Source organism: Agromyces humatus, assembly GCF_021228295.1.
Taxonomy (GTDB): domain Bacteria; phylum Actinomycetota; class Actinomycetes; order Actinomycetales; family Microbacteriaceae; genus Agromyces; species Agromyces humatus.
Genome location: NZ_JAJQPD010000003.1, coordinates 1 through 14139 on the forward strand (window position 1 = coordinate 1; position 14139 = coordinate 14139).

General features: G+C 71.8%; 12 protein-coding genes and 1 pseudogene. 7 read left to right on the top strand and 6 right to left on the bottom strand.

Features of this window, described 5'->3' with window-relative positions; translation table 11 throughout:
* The 6 genes and pseudogenes from LSF15_RS05250 to LSF15_RS05275 all read left to right on the top strand — a co-directional run.
* Positions 1 to 1012: HNH endonuclease signature motif containing protein (locus LSF15_RS05250; RefSeq protein ID WP_232497482.1), on the top strand; the 1012-nt coding region annotated here is incomplete at its 5' end.
* Between the two features lie 148 nt (positions 1013 to 1160).
* The gene (gene cofD / locus LSF15_RS05255) at positions 1161 to 2177 is read left to right on the top strand and encodes a 2-phospho-L-lactate transferase (RefSeq protein ID WP_232497483.1); all 1017 of its coding nucleotides are present in this window, start codon (positions 1161 to 1163) and stop codon (positions 2175 to 2177) included.
* A gap of 172 nt (positions 2178 to 2349) precedes the next feature.
* Entirely contained in the window at positions 2350 to 3435 is a 1086-nt protein-coding gene (locus LSF15_RS05260) for a putative F420-0 ABC transporter substrate-binding protein (RefSeq protein ID WP_232497484.1), read from the top strand.
* Positions 3435 to 4595: a putative F420-0 ABC transporter permease subunit gene (locus LSF15_RS05265; protein ID WP_232497485.1), complete on the top strand. Its 1161-nt coding sequence runs from the start codon at positions 3435 to 3437 to the stop codon at positions 4593 to 4595. Before LSF15_RS05260 ends, LSF15_RS05265 begins: the two co-directional genes overlap by 1 nt.
* Positions 4592 to 5218, top strand: a pseudogene (locus LSF15_RS05270) (ABC transporter ATP-binding protein); the annotation flags it as partial. The gene LSF15_RS05265 and the pseudogene LSF15_RS05270, both read left to right, overlap by 4 nt.
* A gap of 243 nt (positions 5219 to 5461) precedes the next feature.
* Positions 5462 to 5956, top strand: coding sequence for a nucleoside/nucleotide kinase family protein (locus LSF15_RS05275; RefSeq protein ID WP_232497487.1), 495 nt, complete (start codon positions 5462 to 5464; stop codon positions 5954 to 5956).
* Positions 5957 to 5959: 3 nt separating this feature from the next.
* Here LSF15_RS05275 and LSF15_RS05280 read toward each other — a convergent pair whose 3' ends face one another.
* The 3 genes from LSF15_RS05280 to LSF15_RS05290 form a co-directional block, all read right to left on the bottom strand.
* Positions 5960 to 6778, bottom strand: coding sequence for an ABC transporter permease (locus LSF15_RS05280; protein WP_232497915.1), 819 nt, complete (start codon positions 6776 to 6778; stop codon positions 5960 to 5962).
* A 106-nt stretch (positions 6779 to 6884) separates the two neighbouring features.
* Positions 6885 to 7877, bottom strand: coding sequence for an ABC transporter ATP-binding protein (locus LSF15_RS05285; protein WP_232497916.1), 993 nt, complete (start codon positions 7875 to 7877; stop codon positions 6885 to 6887).
* A gap of 26 nt (positions 7878 to 7903) precedes the next feature.
* Positions 7904 to 9199: a LolA family protein gene (locus tag LSF15_RS05290; RefSeq protein ID WP_232497488.1), complete on the bottom strand. Its 1296-nt coding sequence runs from the start codon at positions 9197 to 9199 to the stop codon at positions 7904 to 7906.
* Between the two features lie 158 nt (positions 9200 to 9357).
* On the opposite strand from LSF15_RS05290, the gene ggt reads away from it, so the two are divergent.
* Positions 9358 to 11166, top strand: coding sequence for a gamma-glutamyltransferase (gene ggt, locus LSF15_RS05295; RefSeq protein WP_232497489.1), 1809 nt, complete (start codon positions 9358 to 9360; stop codon positions 11164 to 11166).
* Positions 11167 to 11282: 116 nt separating this feature from the next.
* Here ggt and fgd read toward each other — a convergent pair whose 3' ends face one another.
* Genes fgd through LSF15_RS05310 form a run of 3 tightly spaced genes read right to left on the bottom strand, consistent with a single transcriptional unit; the run spans position 11283 to position 14133 of the window.
* A complete protein-coding gene (gene fgd, locus LSF15_RS05300) occupies positions 11283 to 12305 on the bottom strand; it encodes a glucose-6-phosphate dehydrogenase (coenzyme-F420) (RefSeq protein ID WP_232497490.1) in 1023 nt (340 codons plus the stop codon).
* Positions 12305 to 13138 (bottom strand): CofC family guanylyltransferase, encoded by an 834-nt coding sequence (locus LSF15_RS05305; RefSeq protein ID WP_232497491.1) that lies wholly within the window; start codon positions 13136 to 13138, stop codon positions 12305 to 12307. The genes fgd and LSF15_RS05305 overlap by 1 nt, the downstream gene beginning before the upstream one ends.
* Complete coding sequence (locus LSF15_RS05310; RefSeq protein ID WP_308188429.1) at positions 13135 to 14133, bottom strand: TIGR03557 family F420-dependent LLM class oxidoreductase; 999 nt, start codon at positions 14131 to 14133, stop codon at positions 13135 to 13137. Before LSF15_RS05310 ends, LSF15_RS05305 begins: the two co-directional genes overlap by 4 nt.
* Between the last annotated feature and the right edge of the window lie 6 nt (positions 14134 to 14139).

The following is a 14139-nucleotide window of genomic DNA, read 5'->3' on the forward strand; positions in this document are numbered from 1 at the left end:
GCACGTCGCCGACGCCCTCGAACACGCAACGATCAGCGTCGACGCCGCCGCCGCGATCACGACGATGCTCGACCGGGTCGTGCTGCGCGCCGACCCAGAACTCGCCCGTGTGACCGAGGCCGCGCTGGTCGGTCTGGCCGCTCAGGTGCCCCTCGAGACCCTGCAGCGCGGGGTGCGTGAAGCCGAAGCCAGACTCGACGCCGACGGCGTAGAACCCCGCGACGAACTGCTCCGCCAAGAACGCTCCCTCACCATCCGCGAACAGGGCAACGGCATGGTGCACCTGCACGCCCGACTCGACCCCGAAAGCGCCGCCCCCATCAAGGCCGCGATCGAAGCCCTCGTCACCGATGTGCTGCGCCGCCGCGACCCCGCGGGCGAACGCGATGCTCGTGATCCGGGTGCCGCGCCCGTGGTCGAAGATCTGCGCACCATCCCGCAGATCCAGGCCGACGCGCTCGCGATGCTCGCCCAGCACACCCTCGGCTGCCGCACCACCCTGCCACCCCTGGCCAAGACCACCGTGGTCGTGCGCATCAACCTCGACACCCTGCTCGACGGGCTCGGGCACGCGAGCATCGACGGGCTCGACCAACCCATCCCAGCGAGCACGGCACGCCGCATGGCCGCCGACGCCGACCTCATCCCAGCCGTCCTCGGCGGCGACAGCCTCCCGCTCGACCTCGGCCGCGCCGCACGCTACTTCACCAAAGCGCAACGCCTCGCCCTCACCGAACGCGACGGCGGCTGCGCCTCCTGCAACCAGAACATCGGCTACGTCGACGCCCACCACATCCACTGGTGGCATCGCGACACGGGCCCCACCGACCTCAGCAACGGCGTCATGCTCTGCTCGTTCTGCCACCACCGAATACACCGCGAAGGCTGGCACATCCGCGCCACCGCGATAGAGGTCTGGTTCATCCCGCCTCCGCACATCGATCCCAGCCGAACCCCACGACTCGGCGGCAAGGCCCGATTCACGCTGCCCGAGACTGCCACCGCCGCGTGAATGCGCGAGCTACTCGCACTGTTCCGACGTGCGTGGGCAGGCGAGCGAGGCGACGTGCGACGGGGACTCAACGGCGACGGCGACGGCGACGGCGACCGAAGGTGACGCATGGCGACGTGCGGCAACACCGCGCCGGTAGCGTGGCAGGGTGAAGATCACGGTGCTCGCGGGCGGTGTCGGGGGCGCGCGCTTCGTGCGCGGCGTACGCGAGGAGGTGCGACGGCGCTGGCCCGACGGGAATGGCGGGAGTGCGGCATCCGTCACCGTCGTCGTGAATACCGGCGACGACCTCTGGCTCGCGGGTGTACGCCTGATGCCCGATTTCGACTCGCTGCTCTACTCGCTCGCGGGTGTGAACGACACCGAGCGCGGCTGGGGCAGGGCCGGCGAGACCGAGCGTGTCGCCGCGGAACTTCGCGAGTGGGGCGTCGGCTGGCCGTGGTTCACGCTCGGCGATCTCGACCTCGGCACCCACCTCGCCCGAACGTCGTGGCTGCGCGACGGCGCGACCCCCTCGCAGGTCGCCGAACGGCTGCAGCGTCGCTGGCCGCTCGGCGTGCGACTGATCCCCGCCACCGACACCGAGGTCGACACGCACGTGCTCGTCGCCGACCCCGATGCGCCCGGCGGCGAGCGCGAGCTGCACTTCCAGGAGTGGTGGACCCGGTATCGGGCGACGCTCCCCGCACTCGCATTCCGGCAGCAGCACATCGATGCGGCCCGCCCGGCACCCGGCGTCGTCGAGGCGATCGCCACCGCCGACGTCGTGCTCTTCGCACCGTCGAACCCGGTCGTCTCGATCGGCACGATCCTTGCGATCCCGGGCATCCGCGACGCCCTCGTCGAGACCCGTGCCCCGGTCGTCGGCGTCTCACCCATCATCAGCGGCAAGGTCGTCCGCGGCATGGCCGACGCATGCCTTCCCGTGATCGGCGTCGAGACGACAGCTGAGGCGGTCGGCCGCCACTACGGCTCTCGCGCGGCGGGCGGCCTTCTCGACGGCTGGCTCGTCGACGAGACGGATGCCCCGGGAGTCGCGTCACTCGAAGCGGCCGGCCTCGTCGCGACATCCGTGCCGCTCTGGATGCGCGATCTCGACACGTCGGCCGCGCTCGCGGGCGCCGCCATCGATCTCGGCGCGACGCTCGGGCCCCTCGGTTCGTAGGCGACGGCGTGTGAGCAGGGCGGCGTGAACCGGGGCCGGCACGCAACCTGCGCGACGGGTCTACGATGGAGACGACCGCCGGTCTGGATCTGACCGGTGTGAGTGGCCCGGGATTGGGCCGCGAGTCGCCGACACCGTCGGAATGTCACTTGCACACCGTCCCGGAGGCCACATGCCCGCTCGTTCGCTCCGTTCCTCGAACACCGCCCGTTCCTCGAACACCGCCCGTTCCTCGAACGCCGCCCGCTCATCGACCCGCGCCACCCGGCTTCGCGCGTTCGCCGCGACGTCGATTCCGCTCGCCGCCCTGCTCCTCGCGGGATGCGCGGGCAACTCCACCGCGTCGACCGAGAACGCGCCGACCAGCACCGACACCGGGTCATCCGGTTACCCGCTCACGATCGACAACTGCGGCACCGAGGTGACGTTCGAGTCGGCACCCGAGCGCGTCGTCACCGTGAAGTCGTCGACGCTCGAGCTCATGCTCGCGCTCGGCCTCGAAGACCGCATCGTCGGCAGCGCGTTCAGCGACGGCCCGGTTCCCGAGGAACTCGCCGACGCGGCATCCGGCGTCGAGGTGCTCTCCGACAACGTGCCATCGCAGGAGGCGACGCTCGCCACCGAACCCGACCTCGTCTTCGTCGGCTGGGAGTCGAACCTGTCGGCCGAGGGTGCCGGCGACCGCGACACGCTCGCGAAGCTCGGCGTCGCGAGCTACGTGGCTCCCGCCGCGTGCAAGGGCGAGGGCTACATGCCGAACCCGCTCACCTTCGACGAAGTCTTCCGCGAGTTCGATGAGGCCGGTGCGATCTTCGGCGTTCCGGATGCCGCGACCGAGCTCGTCGCCCAGCAGCGAGCAGAGCTCGACGCGATCGACCCGAACGCCGACGGCCTCACGGCGCTCTGGTACAGCTCGGGCGACGACACGCCGTATGTGGGCGCCGGCATCGGGGCGCCGCAGATGATCATGCAGGCCGCCGGACTCGAGAACGTCGCCGCCGACGTCGAGGACACCTGGACGGCAATGGGGTGGGAGGCGATCGTTGCGGCGAACCCCGACGTGATCGTGCTGGTCGACGCCGCGTGGAACACCGCGCGACAGAAGATCGAACACCTCGAGGCGAACGCCGCGACGGCGGCGCTGCCCGCCGTGCAGCAGCAGCGGTATCTGGTCGTCGACTTCCCGGCCACCGAGGCCGGCGTGCGCAACGTCGGCGCGGTGGCGTCGCTCGTCGACCAGTTGGAGGCGCTCGGCTGATGACTCACCCACCGCGGGTTGAGGAGCGCCCGACGAAGGAGGACGCGTCTCGAAACCGCCGCGAGCGCCCGCGGTTCCGCGACGGCGCCGGCGCGCCTCCTCAACTCGCTCATCCCGCACGTCGAGGCCTGCGCACGGGCGCGTGGGCCGTGGGTCTCGTGGCCCTGCTCGGGGCATCCGTCATCGTCGCGGTCGCGATCGGACCCGCCGGACTCGCCCCCGCAGACGTGTTCGCCAGCATCGCCGCGCATCTCGGCATCGGCGAGCCGACGCTCAGCCCCCTGCGCGACGGCATCGTGTGGGAGCTGCGCATGCCTCGCGTGCTCACCGCGGCGGCGGTCGGCGCAGGCCTCGCGCTGTGCGGCGCGGTGATGCAGGCGCTCACGCGCAATCCCCTCGCCGACCCGTACCTGCTCGGCCTCTCGTCGGGCGCATCGGTCGGCGCGGTCATCGTGATCGTGCTCGGTGTCGGCCTGCTGCTGCCGTTCGCGGCGTTCGTCGGCGCGCTCGTCGCACTCGCGGCGACGCTCGCCCTGGCAGCCGGCGCCGGCGGGGCCGGTGGCCGGGGCGGCACGGGGGGTTCGCTCACCCCCACGCGAACGGTGCTCGCGGGCCTCGCCGTCGCGTCCGTCTTCGGCGCCGTGACCAGCCTCATCATCTTCTGGAGCGCGACCGGCGACAGCTACCGCGAGATCCTCAACTGGCTGCTCGGCTCGCTCTCGGGCGCCGACTGGACGTCGGTCGCGATCGCGGGCGGAGCCGTCATCGTCATCGGCATGCCGCTGCTCACGAGCGCGAAGACCCTCGACGCCTTCGCCTTCGGCGACACGGCCGCCGCGGCCCTCGGGGTGCACGTCGGCCGCAGTCGGGCGCTGCTGCTCACCGCGACCGCGTTGCTCACCGGCGCGCTCGTCGCCGTCAGCGGGTCGATCGGGTTCGTGGGCCTCATCCTGCCGCACGGCGTGCGACTCATCGTCGGCTCGCGACACCGTGCCCTGCTGCCGCTGTCGGCGCTGGCCGGCGCGATCTTCCTGGTGTGGGTCGACACCGGCGCGCGCACCCTCTTCGACCCGCGCGAGCTGCCCGTCGGCATCCTGACCGCACTCATCGGCGGGCCGGTGTTCGCCCTGCTCCTGTTGCGGAACCGGGGGCTGCGATGACGGAACCTCGCAGCGTCGACGGCCGCAGCGCCGACGGCCTTTGGGTCGACCGGGTGCACTTCACACGGGGCAACCGGCTCATCATCGACGACCTCGACTGCACCGTGCCGGCCGGCGCGGTCGGCGCGCTGCTCGGCCCGAACGGCGCGGGCAAGAGCACGCTGCTGCACCTCATCGCCGGAATCGAACGGGCCGATGCCGGTGCCGCGCGCTTCGGCGAGCGCGACCTGGCCACGATGCGCCGCCGTGAGCGGGCGCGCCTGGTCGCGCTCGCCGAGCAGGAAGTCGCGGATGCCCCGGGCCTCACGGTCGCCGAAGTCGTCGCCCTCGGGCGCACGCCGCATCTCGGCGCCTTCGCCGGGCCGAGCGAGCGCGACCGGGCGATCGTCGCCCGCGGGCTCGAGGACGCCGGGCTGCTCGACCTCGCCGATCGCGACTACGGCTCGCTGTCGGGCGGCGAACGCCAGCGGGTCAACCTCGCGCGGGCACTCGCGCAGGAGCCCGAGCTGCTGCTGCTCGACGAGCCGACGAACCATCTCGACATCCGCGCGCAGCTCACGATGCTCGGGCTCGTGCGCGAGCTCGCCCGGGGCGGGCTCACCGTGCTCGCCGCGCTGCACGACCTCTCGCTCGCGGCCGCGCATGCCGACCACGTCGTCGTGCTCGCCGAGGGACGGGTGGTCGCCGCAGGCGACCCGCATGCGGTGCTGACACCCGAGCTCATTCGCGACGTGTGGGGCGTCGAGGCATCCGTCATCGGACACCCGGCGACTGGGCGACCGCTCATCGCGTACGCCGGCATCGCGGACTCACCGGTCGCGAGCCTGCCCGTCATGGGCCCGCGCGTGCAGGCGTAACCTGAAGGCATGCCCCGCCCGCTCACCATCCTGAACCGCACCGAGATGCTCGACGGCATCGTCGCCGAGTTCCTGCACAACTCACCGCGCGGCAGACGCCTGATCGCCGTCGACGGAGCCGATGACACCCGTGCCGCCCGATTCGCCGACGGTCTCGCCGAACGACTCGAGGTCGCGGGCCAGCAGGCACTTCGCGTGTCGGTCGGCGATGTCGACGAGGCCACCCTGCGCGCGACCACGGTCGACCCGTTCCGCGCGGGCACCCTGCCCGGTGAAGAGCACGACACGGTGCTCGTCGTCGACGGCCGCAACCTGCTCACGGTGTCGGCGCGGGGCATGTGGCACTTCTCGCTGTGGACCCTCGCGGGCGACGAACTGCCGCACTCCGGGGCATCCGTCATCGTCGACGTCACCGACGACGACGCGCCGCTGCGCTACTTCTACGACTACTGTGCGATTCCCCCGAGCGCCGGCGACCGCGCCGCCCCATCGCACACGTCGTAGTGCTTACGACAGCACGTCCTTCGTGACCATGCGGCTCACCGCGAGCGCGCCGAACACGACGAGGTAGCCCGCCTGCAGCAGTGCGTTGTCGGCGAACGAATCCCACACCGGCGGTTGGCGCAGCAGGTCGGCGAATCCGAGCCAGTATTCCGTGAAGAGCCACGGATGCAGCCACTCGAGCTGCGGCAGGGCGCCCATGATCTGCGCGACCACGGCCAAGATGGCCGTCGCGGCCATCGCCCCCACCGGCACCGTCGTGAGCGTCGAGAGGAACAGGCCGATCGCCGACATGCCGAGCATCGATACGGTGACGTAGGCGGCGATGGCGAGGAAGCGCACCAACCCCTCGCCGACGCTCACCGTCGCTCCCGACAGCAGCGTGACGGGGCCGACCGGGAACAGCGCCCAGCCGATCAGCGTGCCCACGACGACGACCGTGAGCGTCGCCGCGGCACAGAACACGGCCGTGGCCGCGTACTTCACGGCGAGCAGGCGGATGCGACCCGCCGGCGCGATGAGCAGGTAGCGCAGGGTGCCGTGACTCGCCTCGCCGGCGATGGTGTCACCCGCGACCACGCCGATCGTGAGCGGCAGGAACAGCGGAGTCGCCACGACCATCGCCGTGATGCCGACGAAGAGGCCGTTCTCGGTGATCTGCCCGAGGAAGGCGGGGCCGCGCCCGCTCGGGGCATCGCCCGCGATGCGGATCGCCACCGCGATCAGGATCGGGATGAGTGCGAGCGCACCGAGCAGGGCCCACGTGCGGCGACGCCGGAACAGCGTGAGCAGCTCGGAGGCGAAGAGCGAGAGGGTGCCGCCGATGACCCGGGCACGGGCGGTCGAGGCGGGTCTCGATACGCCGGCTTCGCCGTCGACTCGACCCGCGGGTGCGCCGGCTTCGCCGTCTACTCGACCCGCGGAGGTCACGTCACTGGACAACGTCGAACCCCTCACCCGTGAGTTCGACGAACCGCTGCTCGAGGCTCGCACGCTCGACTTCGAACCCGCGCACCCGCACCCCGTCGGCGACGAGCGCCGCGACGATGGCCTCGGGTGCGACATCCGTCGAGGCGAAGTGAGCGGCGACGACGGCACCGCCGCCGTCGCCGTCGACGTCGAGGCCGAACCGGGCCAGCACGTGCCGGGCCGCCGCGGCATCGGGTGTCTGCACCAGCACGCGCGCCTCGCCTGCGGCGCGGAACTCCTCGAGCGTGCCCTGCGCGACGAGGCGGCCCGCGCTCATGACACCCACGTGCGAGCACACCTGCTCGACCTCGGCGAGCAGGTGACTCGACACGAACACGGTCGTGCCATCGTCGGCGAGCGAGCGGATGAGGGCGCGAACCTCGCGAGTGCCCTGCGGGTCGAGCCCGTTCGTGGGCTCGTCGAGCACGAGCAGCTCACGACGCATGAGCAGCGCGTTGGCGATGCCCAGCCGCTGCTTCATACCGAGCGAGTAGGCGTGCACCTTCTTGCGTCCGGCGTGCGAGAGCCCGACCCGGTCGAGCGCCTCGTCGACCCGCGCCGACCGCGTGCGATGGGGCGCGTGGCGGTCGGCGGCGTCGAACCGCCGCAGGTTCGCGACGCCCGAGAGGTAGGGCGAGAAGGCCGGCCCCTCGACGAGCGCGCCCACGCGCGGCAGCACCGAGTCGACGTGGCGCGGCATGTCGGCGCCGAGCACCCGTGCGCCGCCGGCGCTCGCCGCGACGAGGCCGAGCAGCAAGCGGATGGTCGTCGTCTTGCCCGACCCGTTCGGGCCGAGGAATCCGAAGACGGCACCGCGGGGCACGGCGAGGTCGACGCCGTCGACGGCGACCTGCGAGCGGAACCGCTTGGTGAGGCCGTACGTCTCGATCGCGAGATCGGTGGCGGGCGCGGTGGAGATGGTGGTGGCGTCACCGACCGCAGCGTCGCCGGCCATACCGGTGCCCGCGGGCGACCCGTCGGTCAACGCCCGCTCGCGGCGGCATCGAGAAGTCGTTCGGCGGTGACGGCTCCGGCGAGCAGACGACCGTCGTCGGTGACGAGCACGGTCACGAGCGAGGTCTGCAGGATGCGCCCGCCATCGACCGGCTGGGTGAGCGTGCCGAGGAGGGCGGCGGCCTCGGGGTCGAGGCCTTCCGTCGCACCCGCACCTGCACCCGCCATCGGAAGCACGACCACGGTCGACCAGCCCTCGCCGATGACCTCGGGCTGCGGCATCCGATCGCTCGGCTCGCCCGTGCCGGCGGCGTGCTCGGCCTTGCGCTGCTCGAGTTCGGCGAGCGTCGGGACCGGCACCTCGTGCTCGGTCACGGCCGTGCCCTCGGGGGGAGTGAACGCGAACACCGACGCGTCGGGCGCTTCGAAGGTCACCTCGGTGAACGCGACGCTGAACGCGGGCTCGCTCGCCCCGCTCGCCGTCACCGATGCGGCGAGCGCGACGCCCGTGTCACCGTCGATCGACACCGAGATCTCGCCGACGAGGGTGTCGGCGTCGCGCGGTTCGAGCACGAGCTCGTAGACCTCGCGACCCGCGATGCGCGCGTCGGTGCCGACGCTCACCTCGGTGGACTCGTCGAGCTTCGCGAGCGCCTGGTCGAGCACCTCTTCGGGTGTCGGCAGCGGGGTGCCGAACTCGGCCTCGAGCCGGTCGCGCGCCTCATCGGCGTGGGCTTCGGCCTGAGCCGAGGCCTCGGCCTTGAGCGCGTCGAGCGCGGCCCGGTCGACCGTGACGTGCGTGGCCGCCTGCTCGCGCGAATCGTAGATCCACGCTCCCTCATCGGTGAGGTAGACGTTGCGTTCGGCGAGGTCGTCGAGCACCTGCAGACGCGCGTTCGTGCCGTCGAGGTAGACGCGAGCCGTGTGCGTGCCGGTCGCGAGCGAGATGAGGTCGTCGAGATCGGTGGCGGATGCCGCGTCTCGGGCGGTGCCGTCACCGCTCGAGTCGCCCTGGCCGCTGCCCGAGCCGAACCCGCCGCTGCTCGCGTCGCCGCCGGCACCGCCGCCCATCGTGCCGGTGAGGCCCGAGAGGTCGGGGAGCCCGAGTTCGGAGGTCTGCTCGATCGTGCCCGACAGGGCGTCGACCTCGCTCGCCGACGCGAACTCGAGCAACTCGGCGGGCGTGAGATCGGGCAGGTCGACGGCCGCGCTCGCCTGCATCGGCACGACCACGACGGCCACCCCGATCGCGATCGGCGCGGCAATGGCGGGGATCCAGCGGCTCAGCCGTCGGGACGCCCCGGAGCCATGTTGGGCGCGCATGCGTTCAGGCTACGCCGCGCCGCGACATCCGTCATCGATCAGCGGTGAACACTCAGGATCCCGGGCGGTCTCGACGCGGCGACCATTGCCACTTGGGCGGCCCTCGGGCTACGGTGAGGGGCATCGTCGCCGTTGTACCCAGTTCGGGGGGGTTCTTCATGGTCCACGTCATTCATCACTCCGCGTTCCGCGGCCTGAGCCTCGTGCTGGGCGCCACGCTGGCCGTCGGGGCCGTCGCCGTCGGCGCACCGGCATCCGCGGCCGGGCGGCCCGCGCCGCCTGCCCCATCGACGTCGACGGGGTACGGCGGGGCCGTGTCCTCCGTCGACGCCGAAGCGAGTGCCGTCGGCCTCGAGGTGCTTCGCAAGGGCGGCAACGCCGCCGACGCCGCCGTGGCGACCGCCGCGGCGCTCGGCGTCACCGAGCCCTACAGTGCGGGCATCGGCGGCGGCGGGTACTTCGTGTACTTCGATGCCGCGACCGGCGAGGTCACGACGATCGACGGACGCGAGACGGCGCCGGCCGCCATGCCGACTGACGCGTTCATCGACCCGGCCACCGGAACGCCCTATCCGTTCGCCGCCGCCGTGTCGTCGGGCCTGTCGGTCGGCGTCCCGGGCACGGTCGCGACGTGGGAGGCGGCGCTCGACCACTTCGGCACCGAGTCGCTGAAAGAGATGCTGAAGCCGTCGATCCTGCTCGCCACCCGCGGATTCCGGGTCGACGAGACCTTCGCGCAGCAGACGGCCGCCAACCAGGCGCGGTTCGCCGCATTCCCCGCCACGGCCGAGCTGTTCCTCCCGAACGACGCCCCGCCGGTGGTCGGCACGACGTTCACGAACCCCGACCTCGCCACGACGCTCCGCGAGATCGCGTTGCGCGGCACCGACGCGTTCTACGAGGGCGCGATCGCCGACGAGATCGCCGCCATCGCGCAGGACCCGCAGGTCGATCCCGCATCGACGCTGCCCGCGTTCCCCGGCTACCTGACGGCCGACGACCTCGCCGACTACACCGTGCTCGAGCAGGATCCGACGCACATCGAGTATCGCGGGCTCGATGTCTACGGCATGGCGCCGTCGTCATCGGGCGGCACCACGGTCGGCGAGTCGCTGAACATCCTCGAGAACTACGACCTCGCAGGCGAGGCAGTGCCGAAGGCCCTGCACCTCTACCTCGAGGCCACCGCGCACGCCTTCGCCGACCGCGGCGCCTACGTGGGCGATCCGGCGTTCGTCGACGTGCCGACCGAGACCCTGCTCAGCCAGGACTTCGCCGATGCGCGCGCCTGCGTGATCGACCCCGACGCCGCATCGGTCAAGCCCGTCGCCCCCGCACCGCTCGACGCGAGCGGCTGCGATGTCGCGGCGCTCGAGGAGCAGGCCGACACCGAGAACATCTCGACCACGCACCTCTCGGTCGTCGACCAGTGGGGCAACGCGGTCGCCTACACCCTCACGATCGAGCAGACCGGCGGCTCGGGCATGACGGTGCCGGGGCGCGGATTCCTGCTGAACAACGAGCTGACGGACTTCAACTTCGCCCCCGCATTCCCGGGCGACCCGAACACCGTCGAGCCCGGCAAGCGTCCGCGGTCGTCGATGTCGCCCACGATCGTGCTCGACGACGGCGACGTGCGGTTCGTGGTCGGCTCGCCCGGCGGGTCGATGATCATCACCACCGTCACGCAGGTGCTCATGAACCGCATCGACCTCGGCATGTCCCTGCCCGAGGCGGTGGCGGCGCCCCGCGCGTCGCAGCGGAACACCGCGGCAGTCTCGGCCGAGCAGGCGTTCCGCGACGTGTTCGAGGCCCAGCTGACCCCCTATGGTCACCAATTCGCGACCGCGGCCGAGATCGGCGCTGTGGCCGCCATCGAGGTCGACGCAGACGGCCTCATGACCGCCGCCGCAGAACCCGTGCGACGGGGCGGCGGCACCGGGCTGGTCGTGCGACCGGCCCCCTGACCCGAATCCGGGCTCGCTGAGCCTGTATCCGGTTCGCTGAGCCCGGAACGTCGCTCAGCGATCAGCAGGGCGGCCGGTCGGCCGGGACACCGACCCGCCGCCCTGCAGACTCGGGATCAGAGCGCCCGCAGCCGCGGCTCGAGGTCGCGTGCGAAGAGCTCTTGGAATCGCCGCTGGTCGTGCCCGGGCGCGTGGAACACCAGGTGGTTGAAGCCCCAGTCGACGTACTGCCTGATGCCCGCGACGACCTCGTCGGGGTCGCTGCCCACGATCCAGCGCTTGGCGATCTGCTCGATCGGCAGGGCATCGGCGGCCGCCTCCATCTCGACGGGATCGGTGATCGAGTGCTTCTGCTCGGCCGAGAGCGACAGCGGCGACCAGAACCGCGTGTTCTCGAGCGCCGCCGTGGCGTCGGTGTCGTACGAGAGCTTGATCTCGATCATGCGGTCGAGCGCGTCGAACGAGCGGTCGTCGCCGCGCGCGGCGAGCCCCTCCTTCACGGCGGGGACCAACTGGTCGACGTAGAGCTCGGCACCCTTGCCCGACGTGCAGATGAACCCGTCACCGGCACGGCCGGCGTACTTCGCCACGGTCGGGCCGCCGGCGGCGATGTACACCGGCACCGGGACATCCGGCCGGTCGTAGATCGACGCGTCATGCGTCGAGTAGTAGTCGCCCTCGAAATTGACCCGGTCGTCCTTCCACAACGCGCGCATCAGGCGCACCGATTCGCGCAGCCGCGCGAACCGCTCCTTGAACTCGGGCCAGTCCTGCTCGCCCGCGCCGCGGAATCCGGTGGCGATCTCGTTGAGCGCCTCGCCCGTGCCGAAGCCCGCGATGATGCGCCCCGGATACAGCACGCCGAGCGAGGCGAACGCCTGCGCGAGCACCGCCGGGTTGTACCGGAACGTGGGCGTCATCACGCTCGTGCCGATCTTGATCGTCGACGTGCGCTCGCCCACGGCGGCCATCCACGCCAGCGAGAACGGGGCGTGGCCGCCCGCATGCCGCCACGGCTGGAAGTGATCGCTCGTGAACACCGACTCGAAGCCGTTGGCCTCAGCGGCGACCGCGATCTCGACCAGCTCGCGCGGCGCGAACTGCTCGGCCGAGGCCTTGTATCCGAGGGTGAGCGTCATCAGGTTCCCTTTCGATCGGCGAGGTGCGCGACGACTTCGGCGGTGTGGTCGCCGACTCCATGGTTCAGCACGGCTTCGAGCGCGTCGACCGTGTCGACGTCGCGAGTGAGTCCGGTGAGGTCGGATGCCGCGAGCTCGACGAACCCCGCCGCGAGGTGCCGCGCTGCGGAGTCGGGACCGAACTGCGGCTCGAACACGCTGACCGCGCCGCGCGTCGCGGTCGCGAGCGTCGTTCCGGTTCCGTCGGCGTCGCGTGCGAAGGCGAGCGGATGCCGCGACGCGGCCTCGAGCGCGGCATCGAGCTCGTCGGGGCGAAGGGCGGGCAGGTCTCCCAGCAGCACCGCGACCCCCCACCGCCGGTCGATGAGCGAAGCGTCTCGAGACTCCACCGAGGCTCGCGCACCGGCCGGGTTTCGAGACGGGCGCTGCGCGCCCTCCTCAACCGGCAGATGCCTCGCGTGCGCGATGCCGTGCGCGATGGCGCGGGTGAGGTTGCGCGGCCCGTCGACGGGCTCCGCGAGGAACTCGGCCTCGCCGGCGAGCGCAGGGTCGTCGCCGACCACGACGACGTGCCCGACCGACTCCGCCGCGAGCGCGGCCGCGATCGTGTCGAGCGCGAATGCCCGCGCGAGCATCGCCCTGGCATCGTCGGCGACGGCCGGTGCGAGACGCGACTTGGCCGCCGGAGCCCCCTTGACCGGGATCACCACGGTCCACGAGGTCGCCTCCGCTGGTCGAGGAGGCCGCGCAGCGGCCGTCTCGAGACCGTCCCGGCGACCCGGGTTTCGAGACGCGTCCTGCGGGCGCTCCTCAACCCGCGAATGTCGCGTCACGAACGCAACCCCGGCAGCACCTCGCGGCCGAACACCTCGAGGAACTCGCGCTGGTCGCGACCCGCGTTGTGCAGGTAGATGCGGTCGAAGCCGAGATCGAGGTGGCGTTGGATGGCCGCGCGGTGCACGTCGGGGTCGGCCGAGACGACCATGCGGTCGGTGAAGTCCTCGGGTCGCACGGTGCGGGCGAACTGCTCGAATTCGAAGGGCGAGCGGATGTCGCTTCTCGGGAACCGCATGCCGCCGTTCGGCCACTCGGTGAGCGCGTTGCGCATCGCCTGCTCGTCGGTCTCGGCCCACGACAGGTGCAGTTGCAGCACCTTCGGCATCGCGTCGGCGTCGCGGCCCCCTTCGCGGGCCCCATCGTGGAAGCGGGCGAGCAGTGTTGCGAGCTTCTCGATCGGAGCACCCGTCGTGATCATGCCGTCGACCGTGCGGCCGGCGCGGCGCGCGGTGATCGGGCCCGACGCGGCGACGAGGATCGGCGGGGCGACGCTCGGCATCGTCCAGAGCCGAGCCGCCTCGAGGGTGAAATGCGGGCCCGAGTGGCGAACATCGCGGCCGGCGATCGACCCCGAGAAGAGCTTCCTGATGAGGTCGACGGCCTCGAACATGCGGTTGATGCGCTCGGGCGCCTCGGGCCAGTACGCGCCGACGATGTGCTCGTTGAGCGCGTCGCCCGAACCGATGCCGAGCCAGGTTCGCCCGGGATAGAGCGCAGCCTGGGTCGCCGCCGCCTGCGCGACGACGGCCGGATGCATGCGGAACGTCGGCGTCGTCACGCCCGGGCCGAGGTCGCCTGTCGTGCGCGAACCGATCGCCGCGAGCACACTCCAGACGAACGAGGATTCGCCCTGCGACGGCACCCACGGCTGGAAGTGGTCGCTCGCCATCGTGCCCCGGAACCCGTGCGCCTCGGCGAGGGCCGCGTACTCGACCGCCTCGGCAGGTGGGAAGCGCTCGAGCATCGCGGCGTATCCGATGTGGGCTGGCACCCCTCC

Coding starts and splice junctions, on each gene's coding strand:
- LSF15_RS05260 (WP_232497484.1), top strand. CDS start 2,350: ATGCCCGCTCGTTCGCTCCGTTCCTCGAACACCGCCCGTTCCTCGAAC.
- LSF15_RS05265 (WP_232497485.1), top strand. CDS start 3,435: ATGACTCACCCACCGCGGGTTGAGGAGCGCCCGACGAAGGAGGACGCG.
- LSF15_RS05275 (WP_232497487.1), top strand. CDS start 5,462: ATGCCCCGCCCGCTCACCATCCTGAACCGCACCGAGATGCTCGACGGC.
- LSF15_RS05285 (WP_232497916.1), bottom strand. CDS start 7,877: ATGGCCGGCGACGCTGCGGTCGGTGACGCCACCACCATCTCCACCGCG.
- LSF15_RS05290 (WP_232497488.1), bottom strand. CDS start 9,199: ATGCGCGCCCAACATGGCTCCGGGGCGTCCCGACGGCTGAGCCGCTGG.
- ggt (WP_232497489.1), top strand. CDS start 9,358: ATGGTCCACGTCATTCATCACTCCGCGTTCCGCGGCCTGAGCCTCGTG.
- fgd (WP_232497490.1), bottom strand. CDS start 12,305: ATGACGCTCACCCTCGGATACAAGGCCTCGGCCGAGCAGTTCGCGCCG.